The 26,673-nt window shown below is 55.8% G+C and carries 23 protein-coding genes and 2 riboswitches; of the genes, 15 read left to right on the forward strand and 8 right to left on the reverse strand.

The features are described from left to right. Positions 1–14: 14 nt before the first annotated feature. Positions 15–2,006, reverse strand: a complete 1,992-nt coding sequence (gene mnmC, locus IEW52_RS10480; RefSeq protein ID WP_188630025.1) for a bifunctional tRNA (5-methylaminomethyl-2-thiouridine)(34)-methyltransferase MnmC2/FAD-dependent 5-carboxymethylaminomethyl-2-thiouridine(34) oxidoreductase MnmC1 — start codon at positions 2,004–2,006, stop codon at positions 15–17. A 105-nt stretch (positions 2,007–2,111) separates the two neighbouring features. On the opposite strand from mnmC, the gene fabB reads away from it, so the two are divergent. After that, positions 2,112–3,326: a beta-ketoacyl-ACP synthase I gene (gene fabB / locus IEW52_RS10485; protein ID WP_188630026.1), complete on the forward strand. Its 1,215-nt coding sequence runs from the start codon at positions 2,112–2,114 to the stop codon at positions 3,324–3,326. 120 nt (positions 3,327–3,446) lie between these two features. On the opposite strand, the gene mobA is transcribed toward fabB, so the two are convergent. Further along, positions 3,447–4,037, reverse strand: a complete 591-nt coding sequence (gene mobA, locus IEW52_RS10490) for a molybdenum cofactor guanylyltransferase MobA (protein ID WP_188630027.1) — start codon at positions 4,035–4,037, stop codon at positions 3,447–3,449. Positions 4,038–4,269: 232 nt separating this feature from the next. On the opposite strand from mobA, the gene IEW52_RS10495 reads away from it, so the two are divergent. The 3 genes from IEW52_RS10495 (at position 4,270) to IEW52_RS10505 (ending at position 7,412) form a co-directional block, all read left to right on the forward strand. Next, complete coding sequence (locus tag IEW52_RS10495; RefSeq protein ID WP_188630028.1) at positions 4,270–5,493, forward strand: CynX/NimT family MFS transporter; 1,224 nt, start codon at positions 4,270–4,272, stop codon at positions 5,491–5,493. A 250-nt stretch (positions 5,494–5,743) separates the two neighbouring features. Further along, entirely contained in the window at positions 5,744–6,592 is an 849-nt protein-coding gene (locus IEW52_RS10500) for a DNA ligase (RefSeq protein WP_188630029.1), read from the forward strand. Between the two features lie 67 nt (positions 6,593–6,659). Then, on the forward strand, positions 6,660–7,412 hold the full coding sequence (locus tag IEW52_RS10505; protein ID WP_188630030.1) for an NRDE family protein: 753 nt from the start codon (positions 6,660–6,662) through the stop codon (positions 7,410–7,412). 54 nt (positions 7,413–7,466) lie between these two features. Here IEW52_RS10505 and IEW52_RS15750 read toward each other — a convergent pair whose 3' ends face one another. Then, a complete protein-coding gene (locus tag IEW52_RS15750; protein WP_229667897.1) occupies positions 7,467–7,598 on the reverse strand; it encodes a putative transporter small subunit in 132 nt (43 codons plus the stop codon). Beyond that, positions 7,595–9,304 carry a sodium:solute symporter family protein gene (locus IEW52_RS10510; protein ID WP_188630031.1) on the reverse strand — a complete coding sequence of 570 codons (1,710 nt, stop codon included), beginning with the start codon at positions 9,302–9,304 and terminating at the stop codon, positions 7,595–7,597. Before IEW52_RS10510 ends, IEW52_RS15750 begins: the two co-directional genes overlap by 4 nt. Positions 9,305–9,867: 563 nt before the next feature. On the opposite strand from IEW52_RS10510, the gene purE reads away from it, so the two are divergent. The 4 genes from purE to IEW52_RS10530 all read left to right on the forward strand — a co-directional run bounded on the left by purE (position 9,868) and on the right by IEW52_RS10530 (position 15,787). Further along, positions 9,868–10,362 (forward strand): 5-(carboxyamino)imidazole ribonucleotide mutase, encoded by a 495-nt coding sequence (purE, locus tag IEW52_RS10515; protein WP_188630032.1) that lies wholly within the window; start codon positions 9,868–9,870, stop codon positions 10,360–10,362. Beyond that, on the forward strand, positions 10,359–11,426 hold the full coding sequence (gene purK / locus IEW52_RS10520) for a 5-(carboxyamino)imidazole ribonucleotide synthase (RefSeq protein ID WP_188630033.1): 1,068 nt from the start codon (positions 10,359–10,361) through the stop codon (positions 11,424–11,426). The genes purE and purK overlap by 4 nt, the downstream gene beginning before the upstream one ends. Before the next feature lie 192 nt (positions 11,427–11,618). Next, positions 11,619–12,734 carry an efflux RND transporter periplasmic adaptor subunit gene (locus IEW52_RS10525; RefSeq protein ID WP_188630034.1) on the forward strand — a complete coding sequence of 372 codons (1,116 nt, stop codon included), beginning with the start codon at positions 11,619–11,621 and terminating at the stop codon, positions 12,732–12,734. Then, positions 12,731–15,787 (forward strand): efflux RND transporter permease subunit, encoded by a 3,057-nt coding sequence (locus tag IEW52_RS10530; protein WP_188630035.1) that lies wholly within the window; start codon positions 12,731–12,733, stop codon positions 15,785–15,787. The genes IEW52_RS10525 and IEW52_RS10530 overlap by 4 nt, the downstream gene beginning before the upstream one ends. A 57-nt stretch (positions 15,788–15,844) precedes the next feature. On the opposite strand, the gene IEW52_RS10535 is transcribed toward IEW52_RS10530, so the two are convergent. Further along, complete coding sequence (locus tag IEW52_RS10535) at positions 15,845–16,885, reverse strand: PLP-dependent cysteine synthase family protein (protein WP_229667898.1); 1,041 nt, start codon at positions 16,883–16,885, stop codon at positions 15,845–15,847. A gap of 151 nt (positions 16,886–17,036) precedes the next feature. On the opposite strand from IEW52_RS10535, the gene IEW52_RS10540 reads away from it, so the two are divergent. Further along, positions 17,037–17,492, forward strand: coding sequence for an Lrp/AsnC family transcriptional regulator (locus tag IEW52_RS10540; RefSeq protein WP_188630036.1), 456 nt, complete (start codon positions 17,037–17,039; stop codon positions 17,490–17,492). A 42-nt stretch (positions 17,493–17,534) separates the two neighbouring features. Here IEW52_RS10540 and IEW52_RS10545 read toward each other — a convergent pair whose 3' ends face one another. After that, on the reverse strand, positions 17,535–18,155 hold the full coding sequence (locus tag IEW52_RS10545; RefSeq protein WP_188630037.1) for a trimeric intracellular cation channel family protein: 621 nt from the start codon (positions 18,153–18,155) through the stop codon (positions 17,535–17,537). 22 nt (positions 18,156–18,177) lie between these two features. Further along, positions 18,178–18,271: riboswitch (glycine riboswitch) on the reverse strand. After that, positions 18,272–18,360: riboswitch (glycine riboswitch) on the reverse strand. A gap of 53 nt (positions 18,361–18,413) precedes the next feature. Continuing rightward, positions 18,414–19,211, reverse strand: a complete 798-nt coding sequence (locus IEW52_RS10550; RefSeq protein WP_188630038.1) for an AraC family transcriptional regulator — start codon at positions 19,209–19,211, stop codon at positions 18,414–18,416. Between the two features lie 224 nt (positions 19,212–19,435). Here IEW52_RS10550 and IEW52_RS10555 point away from each other — a divergent pair, with 224 nt between their 5' ends. After that, positions 19,436–20,407, forward strand: a complete 972-nt coding sequence (locus IEW52_RS10555; protein ID WP_229667905.1) for a bile acid:sodium symporter family protein — start codon at positions 19,436–19,438, stop codon at positions 20,405–20,407. On the opposite strand, the gene IEW52_RS10560 is transcribed toward IEW52_RS10555, so the two are convergent. Further along, positions 20,391–21,554, reverse strand: coding sequence for a Na/Pi symporter (locus IEW52_RS10560; protein ID WP_188630087.1), 1,164 nt, complete (start codon positions 21,552–21,554; stop codon positions 20,391–20,393). The genes IEW52_RS10555 and IEW52_RS10560 overlap by 17 nt on opposite strands. 892 nt (positions 21,555–22,446) lie before the next feature. On the opposite strand from IEW52_RS10560, the gene osmY reads away from it, so the two are divergent. The 5 genes from osmY (at position 22,447) to cobO (ending at position 26,671) form a co-directional block, all read left to right on the forward strand. After that, entirely contained in the window at positions 22,447–23,184 is a 738-nt protein-coding gene (gene osmY, locus IEW52_RS10565; protein ID WP_188630040.1) for a molecular chaperone OsmY, read from the forward strand. 113 nt (positions 23,185–23,297) lie between these two features. Continuing rightward, positions 23,298–23,498 carry a DUF1328 domain-containing protein gene (locus IEW52_RS10570; RefSeq protein ID WP_444544017.1) on the forward strand — a complete coding sequence of 67 codons (201 nt, stop codon included), beginning with the start codon at positions 23,298–23,300 and terminating at the stop codon, positions 23,496–23,498. 102 nt (positions 23,499–23,600) lie between these two features. Further along, complete coding sequence (locus IEW52_RS10575) at positions 23,601–24,410, forward strand: CLCA_X family protein (RefSeq protein WP_229667899.1); 810 nt, start codon at positions 23,601–23,603, stop codon at positions 24,408–24,410. A 78-nt stretch (positions 24,411–24,488) separates the two neighbouring features. Next, complete coding sequence (locus tag IEW52_RS10580; RefSeq protein ID WP_229667900.1) at positions 24,489–26,039, forward strand: cobyric acid synthase; 1,551 nt, start codon at positions 24,489–24,491, stop codon at positions 26,037–26,039. An 8-nt stretch (positions 26,040–26,047) separates the two neighbouring features. Next, a complete protein-coding gene (cobO, locus tag IEW52_RS10585; protein WP_188630041.1) occupies positions 26,048–26,671 on the forward strand; it encodes a cob(I)yrinic acid a,c-diamide adenosyltransferase in 624 nt (207 codons plus the stop codon). Positions 26,672–26,673 lie beyond the last annotated feature (2 nt).

The raw sequence follows: 26,673 nt of genomic DNA on the forward strand, positions 1-26,673 counted from the left end.
ACGGCCAACCGAGCTTATTCTACCGGCTTTCCTTTCAGTAGTTTTCTTACCCAGTGGCGGTTGGGATTCAAGGCGGCCAGCTGCGTCTGCGACAAGGGATAGGGCTCATCCAGCAACTGTGCCGCAATCAACTCTGCCAGCAAGGGGGCTGAGCACAGGCCACGCGACCCCAACCCCGACAGCACATACAAACCCGCATGATCTGCCGGCAACGGCAAGGCTTCACGGTGACGGCGCGGCATTTGATGATATTGCGCCAACTGTTCGGTCTTGTCGGGGGCGCTTCCCACCAGAGGTAAGTGATCACGGCAGGCTGCGCGCACACTGACTCTTCCAGCACCTGCCTGTGGCGTCATATCGTCAAGCGCCGGCAAGGTGCGCAGCAACTTGTTAAGATTTTCCTGTTCGTCTTGCTCTCTGTAATCCAGCGCGGTTTGCCTGCGACCATAACTGGCGCCAATGCAGTGACTGCCTTGCCAGGCGGGTGTTAAATAGCCTTCGTAGCAAATCACGGTTTTCAGTGGGCTGACGGTGGGGCTGGTGGCTTGATAGTTCACCTGGCCGCGAACCGGCGACAATGCCAGAGACTGGGTTTGTGGCCAGGACGTCATTTGATGGCCATTAGCCAACACCACATTGTCGGCCACGATTACCTCGTTCGGGGTTTCAAGGTGCCACTGGTTATCCTGTGGATGCAACGCCATGACGTTTGTTTGATACCGACAATGCAGCAAGCCGGTTTGTTGTGCTTCTTCAAGCAGGGCGGCGGTTAATTCAAACGGACAAATCCAGCCTCCCAACGGATATTCAATGCCGGGCAAATCGACGGTAATACCGGTGCGCGCATTAACCTGTTCTGCGGTTAGCGGCTGCAGCAAACCGGGTGTCAAGGAGCTGGCCAGCAGCTTGTCGATTTTGGCGCTGCTTTTGTCGTTATAGGCCAGCTGGACCACACCACACCAGTCATGATGCACCCGATGGCGATTGGCCAGGGCTGGCAGCATGCGGCGACCGTATAAAAAGGCCTGTAAAAAAAACTGGCTCAGGGTGTCATGGTCGCCATTGAGCAAGGGATATATCGCCGCCTGACGATTACCGGAGGCCCCCTGGGCGGGTGCGTCATTCTGCTCCAGCAGGGTTACACGCTGGCCACGGCGGGTTAGCGCATGGGCCAGGGTGGCTCCGGCAATGCCCGCACCCACTATAACCGTATGGCCAGTACGACCCGGCTGGCGCCAATACCAGGGCGTCGGGTAGGGGGCGCGTTGCTCACAACTGCGCATTCCTGCCAGCATTTCGCGCTTGCGGCCAAAGCCTTTGACTCGTGACACCTTAAAACCAGCTTCATTCAGACCACGACGTACGAAACCGGCCGCCGTAAAGGTCGACAGGGTGGCGCCATTACGCGCCAGGCGCGCCAGTTGTTGAAACAACTCGGGAGTCCACATCTCGGGATTTTTGCTGGGAGCAAAGCCGTCCAGATACCAGGCATCCACCTTGCCTGACAGGCCGGTTTCCATCTGTACCAGCACCTCGGCCACGTCGCCCAGCCAGAGATCCAGGCTCACATTGTCGTCCAGCCACAACCTGTGGCAGCCGGGTACGGCAACAGGATATTCAGCTAACAAACGTTCGCTTAAAGTGCTAAGCTCTGGCCATTGGCTCAGAGCCTGCTTTAGATCGGCGCGGGTGAGTGGAAATTTTTCTACGCTGATCAGGTGCAGGCGCTGGGTGTTACCTTGCGGATGTTGCCGACGATAGTCTATAAAGGCTTGCCAGGTGGCCAGCATGTTCAGGCCGGTGCCAAAGCCGGTTTCGGCCACCACAAACAGCGGGCGATCGTGTTGTGACCAGCGGTCAGGCAGGCCATTTTGGCCGAGAAACACATAGCGGCTTTCGGCCAGACCATCGTCGTTGGAAAAATAGACATCGTCGAACGCAGCGGCGACCGGCGTGCCCTGGTCATTCCAGTCCAGACGCGCGGTTGTAATGAAGTGGGGTGACACTGAACCTCCGGGGCCGTAAAAGCGGCTATTTTATGTGAAAGCAGACCACTTTGACCATTTTTTATGGTTAGAATTGGCGCTAAATCAATACAGTAGGAAGGATAGATGAGAAGAGCAGTCATTACCGGTATCGGTGTGGTGTCCAGCATTGGTAACAATCAGGAAGAGGTTTTGGCCTCACTTAAAGCTGGCCGCTCCGGTATTAGCTTTTCCCAGCAGTTTGCTGATCATAAGTTGCGCAGTAATGTTTGGGGGAACATCAACATGGTTCCGTCCGAACATATTGATCGTAAAGTGATGCGCTTTATGGGTGATGCCGCCGCTTTCGCCTATCTTTCCATGGAGCAGGCGATTGCCGATGCTGGCTTGGATGAGTCTATGGTGTCCAACGAGCGTACTGGCCTGGTTGCCGGCTCGGGCGGTGCGTCATCCAAGAACCAGATTGAAGCGTGCGATATTCTGCGCGAAAAAGGCGTACGCCGCGTGGGTCCTTACATGGTGCCTCGTACCATGTCGTCGACCACCTCTGCGTGTCTGGCTACCCCATTCAAAATCAAGGGTATCAACTACACTATCAGCTCGGCCTGTGCCACTTCTGCGCACTGCATTGGCCATGCCCTTGAGCAAATTCAGCTGGGCAAGCAAGACATCGTTTTCGCCGGTGGCGGCGAAGAAGTGGATTGGACGCTGGCACTGCAGTTTGACGCCATGGGCGCGTTGTCCAGCAAGTACAACGACACACCAGAGCTGGCCTCCCGTACCTATGATGCCGGCCGTGACGGCTTTGTCATCTCTGGCGGTGGCGGCATGGTGGTGGTTGAAGAGCTGGAGCATGCCTTGAAGCGTGGTGCTAAAATCTACGCCGAAATTACCGGCTACGGCGCGACTTCAGACGGCTACGACATGGTGGCTCCGTCTGGCGAAGGCGCAGTACGCTGCATGCAACAGGCCATGGCCACTGCTCCGGCACCTGTGCAATACATCAACACCCACGGTACTTCTACCCCGGTAGGCGATGTAAAAGAGCTGGAAGCCATCAACAACTTGTTTGGTGATAACGCGCCTTTCATCTCCGCCACCAAGGCCATGACCGGTCATGCGCTGGGTGCGGCCGGCGTACACGAAGCCGTGTATTCCCTGCTGATGATGGAGCACGGTTTTATTGCGCCCAGCATCAACATTACCGAGCTGGACGAAAAGGCCAAGAACCTGCCTATCGTGACCGAGTATAAAGAAGCCGAACTGGACACAGTGATGTCCAACAGCTTTGGTTTTGGCGGCACCAACGCCAGCCTGGTGTTCAGCAAGTACAAAGGTTAATCGCCTTAATACTGCTGTCGCCAGCAAGTAAAAAGGACGCCTCGGCGTCCTTTTTTGATTGTGAGGGTGAAGTCGCACCAAGCGATTTAGTGTTATCTCGTCCTCCTTACCCTTTACACTTCACTCTTCACCGGTTTTTTCTAACTGCGCCAACGCCTCTGGCGTATTCAGGTTGGTAAAGGCTTCGGCCTGGTCGCTGAAATCCACGGTAAGCACCTCATGCCGGGCAAACCACAGCTGTAATTTACGATCGCCGCCTTCCAGGTAATCATTGAGTGATGGCAGTAGTGACTGATGCAGCAGGGCAGTGGCGGCATGCAGGCGGCTGCCATCGTCAACCACGGCAATTTGTCCCGGGTGACTAATGGCGGCGCACAGGCGCTCGGCCAAATCCGTGGGCACCAGGGGGCTGTCGCAGGGTACAAACAAGACCCATTCGCTGGGGGCGTGGCTCAAACCGGCTTCAAACCCGGCCAAGGGGCCGGCAAATCCAGCCAGGCTGTCGCTGATCACGGGAGCATATTGCCGATAGTGTTGCTGATTGCGATTGGCGTTGATGATAACGGTGGCAACCTGTGGGGTCAGGCGTTTCAGCACATGTGCTACCAAGGGTTTATCCCATAAACCAAGCAGTCCCTTATCGGCCCCTTGCATGCGGCGGCCTTCGCCACCGGCTAAAATAACAGCAGTGATTTGTTTTGGATCTAACATCACATTCCCCATTGTTAGCGATTACGCCTACCCGCTCCGAATGCCAGCAAAAGGCGGTGTCTATGGCGTCATAGATGACGACTTAACCATTTGCGCTCTGTGCAGACAGATCCTACCATGGACGGCCTTGATTTTGCTGCCAATAACAATGGTTGGCATACTGGACTTTTAGTCTGAGGCGTCATCCTCTCGCCCCTGGCCATTTATTTCATCGCGTACCTAAGGAATGATAATGACGACAAGTTCGCCCTACGGGCCCTTTGCCGGTCGCCCCGTGATTGCCTTGCTGGCCAGTGTGGCTTTGATGCTGGCGGCCGCCAATTTACGCGGTGGCCTGGTGGTGGTCGGGCCCCTGGTCATGGAAATTCGCGCCGCCCTCGATATTAGCGCCAGTGCTTTCAGCATGCTGACCACGCTGCCGTTACTCTGTTTTGGCATCATGTCTATTTGTGTTCCCTGGCTGACTCGGCGCTGGGCACCCCAGTGGCTATCGATTGTCGGGCTCATGGTCATCAGCCTGGGCGTGGGGCTTCGGCTGGTGGATAACTATGCGCTGGTTATCTTGGGCACCTTGTTACTGGGGTCGGCCATTGCGGTGCTGAATGTATTGATCCCGGGGCTGGTAAAGGCTTTTTTTCCACACCGAGTAGGCCTGATGACCGGCTTGTATTCGGTGACCTTGAGCGCAGGTGCCGGCCTTGGGGTCTATCTGGCCATTCCCCTGTTGGAGCAGTTTGATAACTGGCGGGTACCGGTGGCCATGTGGGCTGTATTTCCTCTGTTGTGTATATTGTTCTGGCTACCCATGATCCGGGTAAAAGGCGTGGGGCGGCCCGCCAATCCGATACGAGTCAGTCTGTGGCGAGACAAGCTTGCCTGGTCCATCACCTTTTATATGGGGCTGCAGTCGTTCTATTTTTACTCCATGGCCACCTGGCTGCCAAAGATACTGCTGGAAAGTGGTCTGAATGCCCATGAGGCGGGCACGGCCACGGCGCTCATCAATTTGGTCAGTATTCCCTTTAACCTGCTGGTGCCCATCTTTGCCGCCAAAATGACCAATCAGCGGTTGCTGGTACTGGGAACCTTTGTGGTGTCATTTACGGGGATTGCCGGTGTTTGGTGGCAACCTACCGCAGCCCCCTTGCTGTGGGCATCTTTGATTGGAGTAGGTTGCGGCAGTGCCTTGAGCCTGGCGCTGTCCTTTTTTGTACTGCGTGCCAGCAATACCGCACAAGCGACCGCCTTGTCGGCCATGGCGCAAAGCATTGGTTATCTGCTGGCCGCCTTTGGTCCTGTTTCGCTGGGGCTGATGCGTGATATCAACGGCCACTGGCAGTGGGCGCTGGTATTGCTGCTGGCTTTGCAAGTGGGGCAGTTGATAGCCGGCTGGTATGCGGCTCGCCCCCTTAATGTGACGCCGGACCAAGACCGTAAACACAGCCGTCAGCGATAAGCTGTCAGCGATCAGTTCAAGATACACACCGTCTCTTGTCGATACGGCGACTATCTACGGATTCTGTGTACTAAAAATAGTGCTTTCGCTGTTATCGCTTTTCTTCCGTGGCCAAAAGCGCTTAGGCTTTGCTCTTTCGGTTGCTGATCGCTTACAGCTTAAGGCTTGTTGCTGCCTAAAGAGGCTATGCTTGGTGGTTAACGGTTGATTTTTGTACCGCCTTTTTGTTGCCAGACAGTGAGGGGTGTACATGAGCAGGTTAGCGTTATGGTTGCCGTTGGTATTGTTGTCGAGTGCTGGGCACGCCGAGGGTATAGCTCCGCCACCGGTGCAGTTGGCCGCGGACTACCAGCAACAGGATGCCAGTCTGTATCGGGTCAGCGAAAAGCTGGATGGCGTGCGAGCCTATTGGAACGGGCGCGAGTTACTGTCGCGCAACGGCCATCGCTATTCGGCTCCCGAGTGGTTTGTAGCGAACTTTCCCGACACGCCGCTCGACGGTGAATTGTGGCTGGGCCGCGGCCGCTTTAGTGAACTCTCTGCCGCAGTTCGTCGTTATCAAGCCAACGAGGCCGAGTGGCGACAAATCCGCTTCATGGTGTTCGATCTTCCCGCCAGTGAATTGCCGTTCGAGGCAAGATTAACTCAACTGAAACGCCTGTTTTCCCGTCACGACTCTGCCTATCTTGAGCTTATTGAACAGCGATTGTTGTCCGATAATGCGGCTCTGGCAGCCTACCTGGATGAAGTGGAATCCTTGGGCGGAGAAGGGGTGATGCTGCGCCGCCGCGACAGCCTCTATTCGCCAGCCCGCAATCCGGACCTGCTCAAGCTCAAGCGATTTCAGGATGCCGAAGCCCGCGTGCTGGCGCACCTGCCTGGGCAGGGAAAATACCAGAACATGCTGGGTGCCTTGCTGGTGGAAACAGAAGATGGCCGCCGTTTTCGGCTGGGCACGGGATTCAGCGATCAGCAGCGTCTGCAACCACCGTCGGTAGGAACCACTGTGACCTATCGCTATCGGGGGGAAACCGCGCAGGGGTTGCCGCGTTTTGCCAGCTTTATGCGGGTAAGAAATGACATGCCGCAGCAGCCCTGATACTGGATTGGCGCGATACTCGGGAGTAAAGTATGGCCTTATCTATCTCATGTGAGGAGCCCCGCTTTTGTGTCTTATCGCCTTTTCCTGGGAGCCGGAACAGCGCCGCTTGCACCTGCTTGCCAATCGGGACGAATTTTATGCCCGACCCACGGCAGCGGCCGACTGGTGGTCGGATGCGGCCTATATCTGGGCCGGTCGGGATTTGCAGGCCGGAGGCACCTGGCTGGGACTGAGCCGGGCCGGGCGCTTTGCCGCTCTCACCAATGTGCGCGAAGGTAGTCCTGGAGCGGGCCTGCGCAGCCGAGGCGAGCTGGTGGCCGATTTTCTGGCAGGCGAGCAGGCACCGGCCGCTTATTTGCGGTATGTGCTGGCAAATGGCGACGATTACGCCGGTTTCAATCTGCTGGTGGGGGATCTGGCCCGGGGCGAGCTGCATTACGGCGGCAACCGGCCGGGCGCAGATGCACGCCAGTTGACGGCGGGGCTGTATGGATTATCCAACGCCATGCTCGACACCCCCTGGCCCAAGGTTGAGCGGCTCAAACAGGGGCTGGCCACACTCGGCCCGGTGCACGAAGGCTCGGCGTTTGGCCTGCTGGATGACGACACGCGAGCCGCACTCGAACAGTTGCCCAATACCGGCGTGGGGCCGGAGTGGGAAAGCTTGTTGTCGTCCATTTTCATTCAAAGCCCGGACTACGGCACCCGTGCGCAAACGGTGCTGTGTGTGGAGCAGGGTAGAGTGGCTATTACCGAGCAAGGAAGAGGAGAAAAAGGCATATTGCTGGAGCGTAACAGTGAGTGCTGGCAGTTGTAAGCGAACAAAAAAGGCGAGCCAGAGGCTCGCCTTTTCTATCATCTCAGTTCGCCGTTATACCAGCTCGCTGTTATTCTTTTTCGCGGCACGCATGTCCTTCAATACCGCGCGGCACAGCACTACCAAAATCCACAGGGTGAGGGCGGGCCAGATTAAAATATAGGCACCTAATGTTAATTCGTTCATGAAGACTCCTTGGCCAGACGGGCAGGGTTAGATTTAGCGCGACCCTTGCCCTTTTTAATATCAGAAATTAACTCGTCTCGGTCGTCGTAGTGACCCACTCGCTGAGCAATCAGATCAAAATCGAAGTGCTCTTTGCTAAGCAAGCTGACACCCACACACACCAGGGTGCTCACACCATAGGCCACCAAAGACGACAACAGCACGGTATATTCACGCAAGAAGCCGGTGGCAAAATACATCAAGGCCAGTCCGGCCAGAATACCGGCAAAGAAGCCGATGCGCTTGCCCAAAAAGCCAAACGCCATCAAGCCTATTACCACGCCACCGCCGACACTGGCCAACAGTTCAAACAGCACGGCAATAATGCCTGTCATCGGCAGTACTTCAAATCGAGCGGCACAGAACATGACCAGTCCGGCAATCACGGCACTGGTAAAGGCTTTGTTGGTCACCCGATTCCAGAAGCAGCTGGCAATCACCGGGAACACTATGGCTCCCCATAGTGCGCCCACAAACACCAGCATCACCAGAATATCAAGCGAGAAGCTGGCCAGTACAATGCCGATCATGGTGGCGGCGACCATGGTCAGGCGGCCAATCAACAGCATACGCTTGGGGCACGCCTTGCCCTTGGCAATATTTTTGCCATACACGTCGGCCATGACGATGGCCGAGAGTGCCGACAAGTCAGAGTCGGCAGTCGACGACAAAGAGCCGATCACCAGAATAAAGAACAGGGCAATAAACACCGGCGGCAAATAAGACGACACCATTTGCGGGATCAGGTTGTTCATGTCACCGTTCAGGGGTTCAACACCCAGCGTTAGTGCCATTAACCCAATCATGCCCAAACCGACCACGATGGCCCCGTAGCCCAGGGTGGCGGTAATAAAAGTCGGTTTGATGTGATCTTCGTTAACCGCAAATAATCGCTGCGAAATCGTCTGGTTACCAATGGCATAGGCCAGCACCGCCACAAAGTAGGGTGCCCCTTGATACATGATGGCATCAAAAGAGAAAAAATCGGCCTGTTCCAGTGTCAGCTTGTCGAAGCCGTCAATCATGGTGGCAGGGCCCCCCATGGCAAACAGCACGGCCGGAATAATCACGATGGCAATGGCCATCAAGGCAATCAACTGGGCAAAGTCGGTGAGTACCGAGGCACGAAAGCCAGACCAGAGGGTGTAACTGAGCACGCCGACACCGGCAATCATGACGCCGGCCTGAAAGGACAGGGGCGACAGCACAGACACCAGGGCACCGGCGGCGGTAAAGTTCACCATCAGGCTGATAATACTGCCCAGCAGGTTGGACAATGCCAGGATCAGCTGGCTGGATGAACCGTGGCGGGCGTGGATCACTTCGCCCAGGGTGTGCGCCTTGGGGGCCAATGCCCGAAAGCGGCGGCCAAAAGGATAGATGAACAAAATCATCAAGGCGCCCCACAAGCCGTAATGCAGCGGGCCGGAGATGCCATAGGTATAACCCGACGTCGCCGCAGCATAAAACGAGGCCGCCCAAATCCAGGTGGCGGTCATGCTGGCGGCACCCATGCCAAAGCCGATGCGTTGGTTGGAGACCATGAAGGCGTCGGTGTCTTCCTGGTCTTTTTTGATAAAGGTGGTTAAAAAATAGGTTCCGCCGTAAAAGGCGGCCAGCAGTAGTAATACCGTGGTGGTAGAAAATTGATAGAGTTCCAAGATCATCTCCATTACTCAAGCGAGTAGACAAAACTCAAGCAGGTAAACAGACAAACGCACAACAGGCACCAAAAGTGGCGACTGCAGCGAATGGTTAGACGACCAGGCTGGCGGCAACGGACGCGTAAATAGCGTTAATAAAACGATTTAGCAAAAACGATAACTAGAGACGTTGGCGATAGCCGGGTAATGTGTGGTCGACGACACTGAAGGTCGTGAGTCAGGGTAAAGCTTCGATGGCACCCATCATGGCTGTTGCACCTCCTTTGTATACATGAACTTAACCAGGCGTTGTTGAACTTTCGAGAGAGTATTTGCACTGCTGCGGTTGAGATGAACCGCGTTTATCTTGAACAAACTTTAACCGCGAAAGGTCAACAGACCCTGATGTGAGCGGGTTACTTTAGCGTTACCTTAGGGTTATGTCCAGCTTCTGCCATTTCTGCGCATCCCCGACTAGCCGCCAAACCGCCATTTCGCTATAATTCGCGCTCCCCCGGATCCACCAGAATGCTGAACGTTTTTGCAGCGTTGCAAAAACGTTCAAACCTTGTTGAACAGGAGTAGTCATGCAAGCAAAAGTTGCCGTCATCATGGGCTCGAAGAGCGATTGGCCCACCATGCAGGGTGCCGCCCACATTATGGATACACTGCAGGTTGCCTATGAAGTGGAAGTGGTGTCGGCGCACCGCACGCCAGACCGCCTGATGGAATTTAGTCACGATGCCGTGTCGCGTGGTTTTGAAGTGATTATTGCCGGTGCCGGTGGTGCGGCGCACTTACCCGGCATGGTCGCCTCCAAAACCCGTTTGCCCGTGCTGGGCGTGCCGGTACAAAGCCGTGCTCTGAATGGCATGGACAGCTTGCTTTCTATTGCACAAATGCCCAAAGGCGTGGCGGTAGGTACCCTGGCCATTGGCGAAGCAGGTGCCTTTAACGCCGGCCTGCTGGCGTGCCAGATTTTGGCCAATAACGATCCGGCCCTGGCTGAACGACTGGACGCGTTTCGCCAGCAGCAAACCGAGACCGTACTGGCCAACCCAGATCCTCGGGAGGAAGCATGAGCCGTATTTGGGTACTGGGTGCCGGCCAACTGGGCCAGATGCTCAAGCATGCGGGTATGCCGCTGAATCTGGACGTACAGCCGGTCGATATCGAGTCTGAAGACACCTTTCCTTTGCAGGCGCACGAACAGGTGACCGCCGAGCGGGAACAGTGGCCAGAAACCGCCGCCACGCGTCAGTTGGCCAGCCATCCGGCCTTTGTCAACCTGCAGACCTTTCCGATACTGGCGGATCGCTTTACGCAAAAATCCCTGATTGACGAGCTTGAACTGGCCACGGCTCCCTGGCAGTTAGTGGATAATGACACCGACGCCAACGCCCTGCATGAAAAACTGGGCGAGCGAGTATTGTTAAAGCGCCGCACTGGCGGTTATGACGGTCGCGGTCAGCACTGGCTGCGCGAGCCCGGCCGCGATGCCGTGCCGGCCGACTGGCATGAGCTGGCCATTGCCGAGCAAGCCATCGACTTTGATGAAGAAATGTCGGTGGTGGGTATGCGCGGTGCCGACGGCCAGTGCTTCTTTTACCCACTCACGCTGAATTTGCATGTGAATGGTATTTTGCTGGGCTCGGTTGCCCCTCTGGCGCGACTGGCACACTTGCAAAGCGAAGCCGAGCGTATGCTGGGCAAGTTGATGGATCACCTGGACTATGTGGGTGTGATGGCCATGGAGTGTTTCCGTGTTGGCGATCGGTTATTGATTAACGAGCTGGCGCCCCGGGTACACAACAGCGGTCACTGGACTCAGGCCGGTGCCAATATCAGTCAGTTTGAAGCTCATTTGCGTGCCGTGGCCAAGCTGCCGCTGGTGCAGCCGACCGTTAAAAACACCAGCGTCATGGTGAATCTGGTGGGTACCGAACGCAACGATGCCTGGTTGTCCGTGCCCGGTGCCGAGTTGTACTGGTACGGCAAAGAGGTACGCCCCGGGCGCAAGGTCGGGCACATCAACTTTAGCCTCGACTCCCACGCCGACACCAAGGTCGCGCTTGATCAGCTGCAGTCGCTATTGCCGGTGAACTACGTGGAAGTGCTCAACTGGCTACGCAGCCAGCTGGATTAAACCCTTAATATTCCGCAACACAAAGCCCCGATCAGCATTGCTGATCGGGGCTTTTATGTGGAGCGCGGTACGCCATGTGTTCATCGGATAAGGTATAGTTTACTGCTGATAGCTTATCGCTGTTATGGCTGTTGCCGTTTCGGTGGAATTGCTATGCTGAGTCTCTACTCTATTTGATATGGAAGGTCGGCCATGGCGGTAAACGGGGCAAAAGGGTGGCTTAATCGGCATAAGAAGTGGGGTGGTTTGCTGCTGATATGCCTGGTCTTGCTGTTCTGGCTATGGCGCGGCGAGCTGTATCTGGCTCAAGACGCCGACGCGCCGGCACCCCTTGCCGAGACTGAGACCCCGTCAGCGCCGGCGGATACATTTTATGTGCAGGTACGCCAGTTTCATGCCGAGCCCTATCAAGCCCGGGTGTTGTTGCAGGGGCAGCTGTTGCCAGCTCACAGTTTGAGTGTCCGTGCCCAGGTGAGCGGCACTCTGCTAACGCGTCCGGCCTTGGGCCAGCCAGTGGCCGCCGATCAGCAACTGATCACCCTGAGTAACGATGGCCGCAGCGCCGGTCTTGAGCAAGCCAAGGCCGATTTCGCCCTGCGTAATGCCGAAGTCAATGCCGCGGCGCGGTTGCGTCGTAACCAGCTGGTGTCCGAAACCGATTATCTGTCATTAAAGGCGGCAGCAGCAGCCAGCGAAGCCGCCTTGGCCGCCGCTCGGCTGGCGCTGGCCCATACGCGGATCACCGCGCCATTTGCCGGCAGCGTAGACGCTTTGCCGGTAGAAGAGGGCCGTTTCGTACAAGCCGGTGACGATCTGTTAACCCTGGTCGATGTCTCAGCGCTTAAATTATCGGCCACCGTGCCCCAGCAACAGGTGGCCGACTTGACCCTTGGCTTGCCGGTCACCGCCGTGCTGCTCGACGGGCGAGAGCTATCGGGTGAGCTGACCTTTATTGCCCAGGCCGCCGATGCACAGACCCGCAGCTATGCCCTGGAAGCCCGGCTGAATAATCCTGACGGCTGGCGAGTTGCCGGAGCCAGTGCCGGTTTGCATATTCGTCTGCCAGCGCAATTGGCTTATCGGGTATCGCCTGCCTTGCTGGCGCTGGACGATAACGGTCGGCTGGGTGTGCATCTGGTGGATGAGCAAAACCGGATGAAATGGGTAGCGGTCAAGCTGCTGAGCATTACCCCGGATGAAGCCTGGATCAGTGGGCTACCCGACCCGGCGCGCATTATTACCCGCGGTGCCGGCTTTGTCAGTGAAGGCGAGCCGGTCAATATTCGCCTGCAGGAACCCGGCGCATGAGGGCCCTGATCAATGCGGCCGTGTATCGTAGCCGAGCGACCCTGATGGCGTTTGTATTTTTGCTGCTGGGTGGCTACGGCGCATATCAGGCCATTCCCAAAGAAGCCAATCCGGATGTGACTATCCCCATGATGTATGTGTCCATGGGGCTGGAAGGCATTAGCCCGGAAGATGCCGAGCGGCTGCTGGTGCGCCCCATGGAACAGGAGCTGCGCACTCTTGAGGGGGTAAAAAAAATGACCTCTACTGCCGGCGAGGGGCATGCGTCTGTCATGCTGGAGTTTGACGCCGGCTTCGATCCCAAACAGGCATTGCAGGATGTGCGGGAAAAAGTCGACGCCACCCGCAGCAAGCTCCCTCAAGAAGTGGATGAGCCCCAGGTTCACGAAATTAACGTCTCGCTGTTTCCGGTGCTGTCTGTGGCCTTGTCCGGTCCCTTGTCCGAGGCCGAGCTGGTGATGACAGCGCGACGGCTGAAAGACGAGATTGAAGGCATTGCCGAAGTGCTGGAGGTCGACATTGGCGGCGACCGCGAAGACGTGTTGGAAATCCTGGTTGACCCGCAAGTGCTCGACAGTTACGGCATCGATTACACCCAGCTGTTTAACCTGGTGTCGCGCAATAACCGTCTGGTGGCCGCCGGCAGCCTGGACACGGGCGCGGGTCGACTGGCGATCAAGGTACCGGGCATTATCGAAAATCTGGACGATGTACTGGGCATGCCGATCAAGGTGGATGGCGATAAGGTGGTGACCTTTGGCGACGTGGCCACCTTGCGTCGCACCTTTAAAGATCCCGCCGGTTTTGCCCGACTCAACGGCCAGCCCGGGGTGGTGCTGGAAGTCAGTAAACGCGCCGGTGCCAATATTATCGACACCATAGAGCAGGTGAAACAGTTGCTGGCAGCAGCGGCACCGTTACTGCCCGAGGGCGTGGCCATCGACTACATCATGGATCAATCTACTCAGGTAGAAACCATGTTGTCGGACTTGTTGAATAACGTGCTCACCGCCGTGGTACTGGTGCTGATTTTGATTTTGCTGACCATGGGCATGCGCTCGGCGGTGATGGTGGGCTTGACCATACCCGGTGCCTTTTTGGCGGGCATTCTGATCATCTGGGCCATTGGCTTTACCATGAACATTATCGTGCTGTTCGCGCTGATCCTGGTGGCGGGCATGCTGGTGGATGGTGCGATAGTGGTATCTGAGTTGGCCGATCGACATCTGCACGAGGGCCAGGCTCCCAAGCAGGCGTGGATTAACGCCGCCCACCGTATGAGCTGGCCGGTGATTGCCTCCACCATTACTACGCTGGCGGTATTTGCGCCGTTATTATTCTGGCCCGGCGTGGTGGGGGAGTTTATGAAATACCTGCCCGCCACCGTGATCATCTGCCTGCTGGCGTCTCTCGCCATGGCACTGATATTTTTACCCACCATGGGCGGGCTAACGCGCCAGCAACACAACAAGACGCCGGTGACCGTGGTGGGCTTGGCCCAATATCGCGCCCTGCTCAGCCGCTTGCTGCAACGTCCGGGCCTGACGCTGGTGGGCACCCTGGTGATTATTGCGCTGGTGTACGCCGGTTATGCCCGCTTCAACCATGGGGTGGAGTTCTTCCCCGCCATCGAGCCCGACAGTGCCCAGTTGCAGGTGCGTGCGCGCGGCGATTTATCTGTGTATGAAAAAGACGCCATCTTGCAAGAAGTCGAGCAGCGGCTGCAGGGCATGAGTGAAGTTAAGGCCCTGTATGCGCGCAGCTTTGCCATGGCCGATAATCAAATGGGCAGCGACGTGATAGGCGTGTTGCAGTTTCAGTTTGTGGACTGGTTTGCGCGCCGTCCGGCGAGTGCCATTAAAGACACCATGCTGGCGCTTACTGCCGATATTCCCGGCATCATTCTCGACTTTAGACAGCAACAAATGGGGCCGGGCGGTGGCAAGCCGGTCGAACTCAGGCTCAATGGCCAGAGTGAGGCGAGCGTGGCACAGGCCACCGAGCGGTTGCGCGCCGCCATGTTGGAGCTGGGTGGCTTTATCGACATTGAAGACGATCGCAGCCTGCCGGGCATAGAGTGGCGGCTCAAGGTGGACAGAGAAGCTGCGGCGCGCCTGGGCGCCGATGTGTTGAGCGTGGGCAATGCGGTACAGTTGGTCACCAATGGCCTGAAGCTGGCCACTTATCGACCGGAAGATGCGACGGATGAAGTCGATATTCGGGTGCGGGTGCCGGTGAATTTTCGCTCCCTCGATCAGCTTGCTCGATTAACCCTCAACACCCAGCGCGGTCAGGTACCGCTCAGTCACTTTGTAACCTTCAGCTCGGCGCCCAAAGTGGGTACTCTGCACAGAGTCGACGGCAAGCGCACCATTACCATCAAGGCCGATATTGATGAAGGTTATCGACTGGACGAACGGTTAAACGCCCTGCGCGAGCAGGTAACCCGCCTGCCCGATGGCGTCAATCTGGTGGTGGCCGGCGAGGATGCCGATCAGCGGGAAGCGGGGCAGTTTTTGGTGAGTGCTTTTGCCGTGGCCATTTTTATGATGACGCTGATCTTGGTGACCCAGTTCAACAGCCTGTATCAAACCGCGCTGGTCCTGTCGGCCATCGTATTCTCGACCGCCGGCGTCTTGATTGGTCTGCTGTTGAACGGTCAGTCGTTTGGCATTGTCATGGTAGGCATGGGCATCATTGCCCTGGCGGGCATAGTGGTGAACAACAATATTGTATTGATCGATACCTTTAACCAGCTGCGCATCGAGGGCATGAGCCCGACAGAAGCGGCACTGGAAACCGGCTGCCTGCGCCTACGGCCGGTGTTGCTGACCGCCATTACTACTGTGCTGGGCCTGATGCCCATGGTACTGGGCGTTAACGTCGACTTGCTCGGGCCAAGCCTTGGCATAGGTGCGCCTTCCACCCAGTGGTGGACTCAGCTCTCCAGTGCCATCGCCGGCGGCCTCACCTTCGCCACCTTGCTCACCCTGCTACTCACCCCCTGCATGCTGGTGCTGCGCCCGGGGGAAATCGCAAAGAGTGAAGAGTGAAGGGAAAACACCACATCCACAGACGCGGTGTTTTTTCTTACGGCTTACGGCTGTGTGTTATCCAAACACCGCCAATTCTTCGCGATAGGGTGTTAAATCGCCAATATTCTCGGCGACCCATTGCGGGTTGTAGTAGGTATCCAGGTAGCGTTCGCCACCGTCGCACATCAGGGTCACCAGGGAGCCGCGCTCGCCGTTTTGCTGCATGCGCTTGGCCAGCTGCAGCACACCCCACAGGTTGGTGCCGGTCGAGCCGCCGGCCTTGCGGCCCAGGATATGCTCCAGCCAGTGAATGGTGGCAATGCTGGCGGCGTCCGGCACCTTGATCATCTCGTCGATCACCTCGGGCAGAAATGACGCTTCTACCCGGGGCCGGCCTATCCCTTCAATACGGCCGCCAGCCTGGCTGATCAGGCTGGCATCGCCACTTTGATAGCTGTCGTAAAATACCGAATGTTCCGGATCGACCACCACCAGTTTGGTATCCAGCCCTAAATAGCGGGTGTACCGCCCCAGGGTAGCCGAGGTGCCGCCGGTGCCGGCGCTCATCACGATGGCGTGGGGAATCGGATGCGGTTCCTGGGCCAGTTGATGAAAGATACTCTCGGCAATATTGTTGTTGCCTCGCCAGTCGGTGGCCCGTTCGGCAAAGGTGAACTGATCCATGTAATGGCCACGATATTCCCGCGCCAGTCGCTCGGCTTCGGCGTACACCTGCGCGCCGTGATCGACAAAATGACAATGGCCGCCCAGGCGCTTCACCTGTTCTACCTTTTTGCAGGTGGTGTGGCGCGGCATCACGGCGGTGAAGGGTAAGCCCAGCAGCTTGGCAAAATAGGCTTCGGATACGGCCGTGCTGCCCGACGAGGCTTCCACGACATGGGTGCCTTCGTTGATCTTGCCACTGCAAATGGCGTGCAAGAACAAGGAGCGTGCCAGTCGGTGCTTAAGGCTACCGGTCGGGTGGGTGCTTTCGTCTTTCAGATAAATGTCGATACCGCTTAGGCCAGGCACATCCAGCAAATACAGGTGAGTATCCGAGGTGCGCAGCTGATCGCTCGACAAGGTTTTAAGGGCGGTGCGGGTCCAGTTATTCATGATCTTGGCATCCAATGCTTGAAAGAGTCGGGAGAACCAAGCGGTTCTATTATGTAAGAATTATATCCCTCTATTCAGGTAAAAGTTTTTCCATCTTTACCTCAGTGGTGTTATTTTTTGGAAAATTATTCTTCATTCAAGGGTTTAAAGAGTGGATGTTTTCGATCGCCATATACTGGCGCTACTGCAGCAGGACGCCTCTTTGGCACTGAAAGATCTGGCCGAGGCGGTGAACCTGTCTACTACCCCCTGCTGGAAGCGGGTAAAAAAGCTGGAACAGGGCGGATATATTCGCGGCCGGGTGGCCTTGCTGGATGCAGACAAACTGGGGCTGGGACTGTCGGTATTCGTGCAGCTGAAAACCCAGCATCACGACAGCCGTTGGCTGGCGCAGTTTGCCGAGACCGTGACCGCCTTCGACGAGGTGGTGGAGTTTTATCGAATGTCGGGCGAGTGGGACTATATGCTGCGGGTAGTAGTGGCAGACATTGCGGCGTTCGACTGTTTTTACAAAAAGCTGATTACCAACACGGAAGGCTTGTCGGATATTACCTCCAGCTTCGCCATGGAACAGATCAAATACACCACGGCACTGCCACTCGGCTAACCAGCAGATAGCAGATGGGCAGGCTGAAAAAGTCTAAAGACACTAACTGCGCCAGCGTTCCGGCGAGTAAGAAAACACCGGCAGCGACCAGTGCCAGCGAATCGCGGCCAGTCGAATGCTCAGGCCCACCACAAACGAGGCCAGCATGTTGATATTTTCGCTTATTCCCAGATCGCGCAGCAACAGGTAGAGCAGCGCCACCAGCAGCGATACGCTGGCATAGAGTTCGTGGCGCAATACCTGAGGTGTGCGGTTACACAATACATCGCGCAATATACCGCCGAAAATACCGGTAGTAATGCCGGACATCACCACAATAGGCAATGAATAGTCGAGCCCCTGGGCCACATTGCAGCCGATGATAGTAAAGGCAATCAGGCCCATGGCATCCAACAGTAAAAAAAAACGATGCAGGTGGTGCATGATCCTGGCCAGCAAGATGGTGGTAAGCCCTGCGCTTATGGTGAGATAGATATAGGGCGGATGCTGGGTCCAGCCAATGGGAAAGTTACCCAACATGACATCGCGTACCGTGCCGCCGCCAAGAGCGGTCAGAAAGGCTATCAGACTGACGCCGAACAGGTCCATATTTCGGCGCCCGGCAGCCAGTGCTCCGGACATGGCTTCGGCGGTAATGGCGATCAGATAGATATAGAGAAGCATCAGGAAACCCTGCGTGGTAAGTGCCCCTCCCGCTGTTCTTGGTACCTGAGGGTTTCACGGCGAGCCGTTTGCCCCTTCGGTGGGTGCTGTTGTCACCGCTCTCCAGTTGGCGTAATAGAATTGTCGCAGTACATGAGCCTGAGCGTTTATGGGAGTTTGCGCCTTCGGCGGAAGTTAAGAATCTTCTCTCTTCTGCGAGGCGCGGATTATACCCATAATATGGTCGTTGTTAACTGAAATATGCTGATATGCCTACTTTCAAGGCCGTTGTTGAAGATAATCGCCTGGGGTGCGGCCGATAAACTCACGAAAAGCGGCAATGAAGGCCGATAGGCTGTCGTAACCACAGGCCAGAGCCACGTCGGTGACACGATCTCCCGCCTCCAGTTGCGGCAGAGCAGCCAGTAATCGACTCCGCTGACGCCATTGGCGAAAGCTCATACCCGTTTCACGTTGAAAGGCGCGGCTCAGGGTTTTATCGCTAATACCCAGTTCATGGCTGAAATATCTCAGGGGATGGCGACAATCAGGATGGCTGGCGAGATAACGACACAGAGCCGTCAATCGGTGGTCTTGTGGCCAGGGTAATACCAAATTACCGGGCTTGGCTTCGGCTAGCCGGTCGAGTAATACCATCACCAGCCGCCCGTCGGCACCTTGCTCGTCGTACTCCTCCGGCAGCAGGCTAAAAGCCACAATCAGCTCTCTTAACAGCGTATCAATGTGCAGCACCTTGCATTCCTGCCAGGGCAATCGGTCGGCGGCGATATACAGGCTGCGGATCACCGTATGGGGTGGGCACTGTACGCCGTGCTCCACACCGGGTGGAATCAGCACCGCACGGGTGGGCGGTGCCACAAAGTGTCCCGTCGTCGTCTCCACCGTGATCACGCCTTGCTTGGCATAAGACAGTTGTGCCCAAGGATGGTGATGGGGAGTGGCAATGGCGTGATTAGGTAAAGACACCACCTGACCCAGCACCGGTCGGGGCAGGGTACTCAGGGCGTCTAGCTGGCTGAGCAGCTGCTGTTGCTGAAGTGATGGCGTTCTGTTCATGGCGGGATGATGCAGAACAAGTAGTCGATTAACAAGCTGTAAAACCCTCTATTGCAGGGCGGCAATCATGCAGTGAGCGATGTTAGTCTTTAACTGACAGCTGCGCAAACGTGATGTCCTTTCAGCGATACTGGCAGTCCAAATACCGACAAACTGCAGCTGGACTCTGGGGTAGAGTAAGGTTTTTATCTGACCGGAGAAATCGGATGTTTGGCTATGTGCGGCTGCTGTTTGATAATTTTACCTTGATTTTGTTGGCGGTGATTGCCACCGCCACCTTGTTGCCAGCCCAGGGGCAGGGGGCCGAATTTTTTAATGGGCTAACCGTGGCGGCCATTGCCTTGCTGTTTTTTATGCATGGCGCCAAGTTGTCGCGCCAGGCCATTATAGCCGGGGCCACTCACTGGCGGCTGCACCTGCTGGTATTCGGCTGTACCTTTGTCATGTTTCCCTTGTTGGGGCTGGCGGCCAAGCCGCTGCTGTTGCCCTTGCTGGGAGAAAAGCTCTACATGGGGGTGCTGTTTTTGTGTGTGCTGCCGGGCACGGTGCAGTCTGCTATTGCCTTTACTGCCCTGGCCGGAGGTAATGTACCCGCCGCAGTCTGCAGCGCCTCGGCCTCCAGTATCCTGGGTATTATATTAACGCCCTTGTTGGTGGCTTTGCTGATGCAAGTGGATGCCAGTGAAGGCTCATCACCATTGAGTTCCATTGGTGCCATCAGCATGCAGTTACTGCTGCCGTTTGTGTTGGGCCATAGCCTGCGGCCGTTGATCGGCCGCTGGGTAGACAAGCATAAAAAGCAGCTGAGCCGACTGGATCAAACCTCTATTCTGCTGGTGGTGTATACGGCGTTGAGTGCCTCGGTTGTCGAAGGCCTGTGGCATACGGTCTCGCCCATGGCACTGACTCTGTTAACCGGGGTGTGTTGTCTACTGCTGGCCGTGGTGCTGTTGTTAACTGCCTGGCTGGGGCGCAGCTTTGGCTTTAGTCGTGAAGATCAGATCACCATTGTCTTCGGGGGCTCAAAGAAGAGCATGGCCACCGGTGTTCCCATGGCGCAGGTACTGTTTGCCGGACCGCTGCTGGGCCCGGCCTTGCTGCCGCTGATGATATTTCATCAGATCCAGTTAATGGTGTGTGCGGTGATGGCGCAGCACTATGCTCGCCAGGGAGCCGGGCTCACAGCCACTGACTGATGCCGACCACCATCAACGGCAGGGCAAAGAATACCCCCCCTATATAGACGGCCACATAAGTCTTGTTGCGCATGGCCTGGGTGGCCAGGGTCTCGGCCATCGCCACCGGAACCTGACGCAGGAAGGGCAGCACATAGATAACGGCAATCGCCAGCAGATTGAACAGCAAATGCACCAGGGCAATTTGCAGCGCCACCGTGGCGGCGGCGCCGCTGATGGCGGTGGCCGCCAGTAAAGCGGTAATGGTGGTGCCGATGTTACTGCCCAGTATAAAGGGATAGACCTGCTTAAGGGTGAACACGCCGGTGCCGGCCAAGGGTACGATTAATGAGGTGGTGGTGGAAGACGACTGCACCAGCACGGTGATCAGGGTGCCCGATGCCATGCCCGAGGCGGGGCCACGACCCACGGCGGTATGCAGTATGTCCATGGCACGGCCGACCATCAGGGTGCGTAGTACCTTGCCAATCTGGGTCACTACCATCAGGATCAGGCCGATGCCGATCAGAATCAAGGCCACGCCAGACCAGATGCCGGGCAGCCAGGCCACGCTGGCCTTCAGTATGTCGGAGGCAGGAGCAAGCAGCACCTTCATGAAGTTCATGCCGCTCATGCTGACGCTGGCGTCGCTGACCAGCAGGCCGGCAAGATACTCGGAAGCCGTGGCGAGCGGACGAAACAGCAACTCAAGCGGCAGCAATATGGCTACGGCCAGAATGTTGAAGCTGTCATGCACGGTGGCGGCTGAAAAGGCCCGTTTGAACTCCTCGCCATTGCGAATATGGCCCAGGCTGACCAGGGTGCTGGTCAGCGAGGTGCCAATATTGGCGCCCATGATCATGGGAATGGCGATGGAAATGGGCAGGCCACCGGCGACCATGCCGACAATAATGGAGGTGACGGTGCTGGAACTCTGGATAAGGGCGGTGGCCACTACCCCGACGATCAGCGCGATACCCGGGTTGGAAGCAAAGGCAAACAGCGATTTGGCATCGCTACCGGCGGCGGCCTTGAAGCCGGAACCGATGGCGCCCACGGCGGCCAGCAGCACATAAATCAGCAAGGAGACCAGCAGCCAGGACAGCCAACTGGACTGGACGTTACTTTCGTTAGCGGAGCCGGGCAGGGCGGTGGTTTGAAGGCTCATCATGCATCCTCATCTCAAAGTTGGCGCCACTATGCCGAGCCTTTATGACGGTTTCATTACAATGCGACAGTTTTATGACAGATATGGTTTGTTTGAATCTTACGTAGTTGCATAAGAGATACACTTGAGTCACAAATCCTGGCTGGAGCTGCTGTAACAGTGTCACGCGCTTATCCTGTAATCCAAACATAGCGCTTTGGCCGCCTGGTGCTGGTCGTTCACTCGATGTTATATGACATCGTAATAGATAAAACCTGTCTTCTGATAGCTGTTAGAGTCTGCTGACCTTTCGCGGTTAAATTTCGTTCGAGTTAAACGCGTTTTATCGCGGCGAGTGGGATGCAGCCTAGACATTCAAAGACACCACAAACTGCTGCAAAAATCATATCGAAAGGTCGACAGACCCTAATGTATTCCGCAATAAATAAAGGGTTATTTATGCTGGCTGGCGACAGGCAATATTTTATACCCGCTGACTCTGCTGTGATATAACATCACTGTCAGAAAAATAGGTGTACTATTTTTAAGGTTATAGGGGTAATAAGTGTTAATACCTGACAAAAACTGACGCCAAACATTGCTTAAAAAATAAAAAATGCATTGGTTATCTTATGGTGATGCCGTTATTTGTAATTCCGCAAATATCCATCATTTAATTTAGGTTGTTGATTTTTATTGTATTTTTAATTTCTGTTGGCTGTTTTGTGTGCGCATGTCTTCTTGAGGGTGATGTTATTATTTAAAGGGGGAAGAGTTTTTGTGCATTTTACTACTTGATGTGATTATCAAGCTGGTCTAAAAGTGAAAGGGCAGAACGCGAGAGGTTGTTAATATTCTTTTTAAATGCAAGGTTGTTAACCCAATGTTCAAATCGCAACATGAGGAAAGAAAAATGAAAAAGACTCAATTTTCATATTCGATGATGGCCGTTGTGTTGAGCTCTGCTTTGGCCAGTGGCGCTGCGCTCGCAGAGGATACCCTGTCTGACAAAGCCAGCATGATGTCGACCAAAGCCGAGAATGCGGCCGAACGTACGGGTGATAAACTGGATCATGCTGCCGACAAGGCGGGTAATGCCGTTGAAAATACGGCTAACAAGGCGGGTAGCGCCGTTGAGAGCACAGTCGACAAGGCTGATAATCTGGCCGAACGCACTGCCGATAAAACCGGCGACTTTATGGGCGACAGTATTATTACCACTAAAGTCAAGGCACAATTGCTGGATAACGAGGCCATAGAAAGCGGAGATATCTCGGTTGAAACCAAAAGCGGCGTGGTGACCTTGTCCGGCTTTGTTGCCAGCCAGGAGCAAATTAAAGGTGCCATTGAGCTGGCAGGCAAAGTGGAAGGCGTTACCTCGGTTAGCGATAAACTCATCGTAAAAGGTGAAGAAGAGCAGTCGCTGCCAGAATATGCCGATGACGCCATCACCACCAGTGCGGTAAAAGCCAAGTTGCTGACCGATGGGGTTGTGCCTTCACTCGGTGTGTCGGTGGAAACACACAACGGTGTGGTACAGCTGACCGGTGAAGTGGAAACCCGGGAACAGGCCAGCCAGGCCGAGCAAATTGCCAAAAGCGTTGATGGCGTGCAAAGCGTGAAAAACGACCTTAAAATTAAACAGTCGTAATAAGAGATCATGTTCTAACATTGGATCGCTGAGCATTATTTTACTGAACACTTGCTCCCGGAATCTCGGGAGCAACATCCAACAAAGTAGGACAGGTTTCGTCTGCTAAGATAATGAATGATGCAATTTTCCATCAGGATAAGGAGCAGTATATGTTTCGTTGGGGCATTATATTTTTAGTCATCGCACTCATTGCCGGGGCCTTGGGCTTTGGGGGAATGGCAGGAACGGCTGCATGGGCGGCAAAACTGGTCTTTGTTGTGGGGATTATTTTGTTCATTATCAGTTTGATTACCGGGCGTCGAGCTCCTTGACCCTGAATGTCGCTTTCACTTAAGGCCACCATTGTCTAACCAGTTTGCCATCTGGCTGTTAAGCTGGGTGCGTAACCTATTAGACAAGTGGTGACAGCTGAAGTGGCAATAATATCGACCAACAAACAATCCAATAGCGAGACTCGGTCTCGCTATTATCGTAATGGCCCCGACCATGGGGCAGGCGAGCACATTGACTTTGTCCATGTCAGACGTCGCTTCGACTTTTGCAGTATCGAAATAGGCCGCTGGGTCACCCGGGCTGAACGTGAACACGCGGCCGGGCTTTTTTATGATGCCCTGTGCGATTTAATGTTGATCCTGCAAGGTCCCGAACCGCTTATCTCGTTACGTGGGAGTTTGTCACTGCAATATGGCATTGGCGGTCGACCCGGGGTATCAGCGCATTATAATCCTGCCAGTCGCAGTTTTTCGCTGGCCAAAAACGCCGGGCCTGGCAGTATTGCCCATGAGTGGTTTCATGCCTTTGATCACTACATAGCCAGCAAAGCGATAATGGGTGCCAGCACGCGCACCTTTGCCTCGCGCGCCTGGCTCGATAATGCGCCACCGGTTGCCCACCCGATGAATACTCTGTTGTTCGACTGTTTCAGCACCATATTGCTGGATGCCAGTGGCCAACAGCCCAGCACGCTGTTCACCGCTTCAGCGGCGGCCGATCGACAACTCAATACCCTCTATTACAGCCAGCCCGAAGAGATGTGTGCCCGCGCCTTTGAAGCGTTTGTGCAAGATGCCACCATCAAGAACGGCTTTCTGGTCAAGGGCACCAAGGCCACCAAAGAGGCGGAGCTGGGGTTGTACCCCCAGGGCGAACAACGACTGCAGATAAATGCCGCCTTTGATCGCTACTTTCGTACCCTGGGCGCCGCACTGCAGCGCCAGGGCTAACCGCTTTCATTTTGTTGCGGCTGTGCTAGGGTGCTGCACCAGACTCCCTATTGCCCTGTGCAGTGCAAGGATATCTTCATGAGCTCCTCATTTTTGCCACCATTGGCTGGCCAGGCCCGCACCTTGATGGTGCAGGGCACCGCATCCGATGCCGGCAAAACCACTCTGGTGGCCGGGCTATGCCGCCTGTTCGCCCGGCGTGGCGTCAAGGTGGCGCCATTCAAACCGCAAAACATGGCGCTGAACAGCGCCGTGACCATAGACGGCGGCGAGATCGGCCGTGCCCAGGCGTTGCAGGCGGCGGCGTGCTTTTTACCGGCCAGAATCGATTTTAATCCCATACTGCTCAAGCCCCAAAGCAACACCCAGGCGCAAGTCGTGGTGCAAGGGCGGGCCTTGTCGGTGATGGAGGCAAAAGACTTTTTTGGCCCCGAAGCCAAACAGTACAAGCAGCGGATGCTGACGGCGGTGCTGGACTCTTTTACGCGACTGCGCAGCCAGCATCAGCTGATATTGATTGAAGGGGCGGGCAGCCCGGCGGAAATCAACCTGCGTGATAACGACATCGCCAACATGGGCTTTGCCGAAGCCGCCGACTGCCCGGTGATTCTGGTGGCCGACATCGACAAGGGCGGCGTGTTTGCCCAGTTGGTAGGCACTCTGATGCTGCTGAGCGAGTCTGAGCAGGCGCGCATCAAGGGCTTTGTCATCAACCGTTTTCGCGGCGACATCAGTTTGCTGAACAATGGCCTGAGCATGCTGGAAGAGATGACCGGCAAGCCGGTGCTGGGAGTGGTGCCCTACCTTGATAATCTGCAACTGGATGCCGAAGACGGTATCAGCGCGACCGCGACAATCAGTACAGAGCCACAGCCGCTCAAGGTATTGGTGCTGGTCACGCCGCGCATCAGCAACCATACCGATCTGGATCCGCTGCGCCTGCATCCACGGGTGGAATTGACCTGGGTTCACAGCAGTAGCGATGCCACAGCCTGCCCGGCGGCCGATCTGATTATCTTGCCCGGCAGCAAGGCGGTGCGTGACGATTTGGCCCATTTGCGCCAACAGGGGTGGCATCACGCGCTGGATAAACATCTGCGTTATGGCGGCAAGCTGCTCGGCATTTGTGGTGGTTATCAAATGTTGGGGCAATGTATTAGCGATCCCACCGGCATAGAGGGCACAGCCGGTAACAGTCAGGGGTTAGGCTATCTGCCGATGATCACCGAGTTGCAAGGCGAAAAGCAACTGCGTAATGTGAGCGGCACCTTGGTGCTTAACGGCAGCCAGTGCGACATTAATGGCTACGAAATTCACTGCGGTCAGAGCAGAATGTTAGACGGGAGCGAACCGCCGTTACGGCTGTTTCCCCTTGATGCTCATCACGAGCCAGGCGACATGGGCAGGGCCGACGGAATGCTGTCGGACGACGGGCAGATATTAGGTACCTATCTGCATGGACTGTTTGATGGTGTGGATGCCTGTAACCAGTTACTGGCCTGGGCGGGTTTACCCCATAGCCAGCAGGCGCAAGATTTACATGCCATTCGCGAAGCCAACCTTGACCGACTGGCCGACACCTTAGAGCAACATCTCGACTTAGCATTACTTCAACACTGCATTCAATAAGGAACCCCATGAGCGAAGCCAATGACAATAACCGCGATCAGGTAAAAGCCGAGCGCCATCAGCAACGCCAGCAAAAAGTAAAAGAAGCCGTGGATGCCAAGGTAGCCAGCGCTCAGGATGAGCGAGGCGTACTCATGGTGATCACCGGCAACGGCAAGGGCAAAAGCACCGCCGGTTTTGGCACCCTTACCCGCGCCGTTGGGCACGGCAAGAGTGCGGCAGCAGTGCAGTTTATCAAGGGCGGTTGGGAATGCGGTGAGCGCAATCTGTTGCAAAAAGTGGGTGTGCCCTTTGTGGTAATGAACACAGGGTTTACCTGGGAAACCCAAAACCGCGAGCAAGACATCATCGCCTGCGAGAAGACCTGGCTACCGGCCGAAAAAATGCTGGCCGACCCCAGCATCGACATCGTATTGCTGGATGAGCTGACCTACATGGTGGCCTATCATTATCTGGATCTGGATCGGGTACTGACGGCGCTAAAAAATCGCCCGCCACATCAGCATGTCATTATTACCGGCCGCGGCTGTCATCGCAGCATTATCGAACTGGCCGACACCGTCAGTGAAATTCAATCGGTAAAACACGCCTTTGAAGCCGGCGTAAAAGCCCAGCCAGGATTTGATTATTAAGT

This window comes from Oceanisphaera marina (assembly GCF_014643915.1).
Taxonomy (GTDB): domain Bacteria; phylum Pseudomonadota; class Gammaproteobacteria; order Enterobacterales; family Aeromonadaceae; genus Oceanimonas; species Oceanimonas marina.

Bases quoted from the DNA above. Each gene is read 5' to 3' on its own strand.
- IEW52_RS10525 (WP_188630034.1), top strand. From the start codon at position 11,619: ATGGCGGTAAACGGGGCAAAAGGGTGGCTTAATCGGCATAAGAAGTGG.
- IEW52_RS10550 (WP_188630038.1), bottom strand. From the start codon at position 19,211: ATGAACAGAACGCCATCACTTCAGCAACAGCAGCTGCTCAGCCAGCTA.
- osmY (WP_188630040.1), top strand. From the start codon at position 22,447: ATGAAAAAGACTCAATTTTCATATTCGATGATGGCCGTTGTGTTGAGC.
- fabB (WP_188630026.1), top strand. From the start codon at position 2,112: ATGAGAAGAGCAGTCATTACCGGTATCGGTGTGGTGTCCAGCATTGGT.
- mobA (WP_188630027.1), bottom strand. From the start codon at position 4,037: ATGTTAGATCCAAAACAAATCACTGCTGTTATTTTAGCCGGTGGCGAA.
- IEW52_RS10495 (WP_188630028.1), top strand. From the start codon at position 4,270: ATGACGACAAGTTCGCCCTACGGGCCCTTTGCCGGTCGCCCCGTGATT.
- IEW52_RS15750 (WP_229667897.1), bottom strand. From the start codon at position 7,598: ATGAACGAATTAACATTAGGTGCCTATATTTTAATCTGGCCCGCCCTC.
- purE (WP_188630032.1), top strand. From the start codon at position 9,868: ATGCAAGCAAAAGTTGCCGTCATCATGGGCTCGAAGAGCGATTGGCCC.
- IEW52_RS10500 (WP_188630029.1), top strand. From the start codon at position 5,744: ATGAGCAGGTTAGCGTTATGGTTGCCGTTGGTATTGTTGTCGAGTGCT.
- IEW52_RS10530 (WP_188630035.1), top strand. From the start codon at position 12,731: ATGAGGGCCCTGATCAATGCGGCCGTGTATCGTAGCCGAGCGACCCTG.
- cobO (WP_188630041.1), top strand. From the start codon at position 26,048: ATGAGCGAAGCCAATGACAATAACCGCGATCAGGTAAAAGCCGAGCGC.
- IEW52_RS10570 (WP_444544017.1), top strand. From the start codon at position 23,298: ATGAATGATGCAATTTTCCATCAGGATAAGGAGCAGTATATGTTTCGT.
- IEW52_RS10510 (WP_188630031.1), bottom strand. From the start codon at position 9,304: ATGATCTTGGAACTCTATCAATTTTCTACCACCACGGTATTACTACTG.
- IEW52_RS10535 (WP_229667898.1), bottom strand. From the start codon at position 16,885: ATGAATAACTGGACCCGCACCGCCCTTAAAACCTTGTCGAGCGATCAG.
- purK (WP_188630033.1), top strand. From the start codon at position 10,359: ATGAGCCGTATTTGGGTACTGGGTGCCGGCCAACTGGGCCAGATGCTC.
- IEW52_RS10545 (WP_188630037.1), bottom strand. From the start codon at position 18,155: ATGCTTCTCTATATCTATCTGATCGCCATTACCGCCGAAGCCATGTCC.
- IEW52_RS10580 (WP_229667900.1), top strand. From the start codon at position 24,489: ATGAGCTCCTCATTTTTGCCACCATTGGCTGGCCAGGCCCGCACCTTG.
- IEW52_RS10560 (WP_188630087.1), bottom strand. From the start codon at position 21,554: ATGAGCCTTCAAACCACCGCCCTGCCCGGCTCCGCTAACGAAAGTAAC.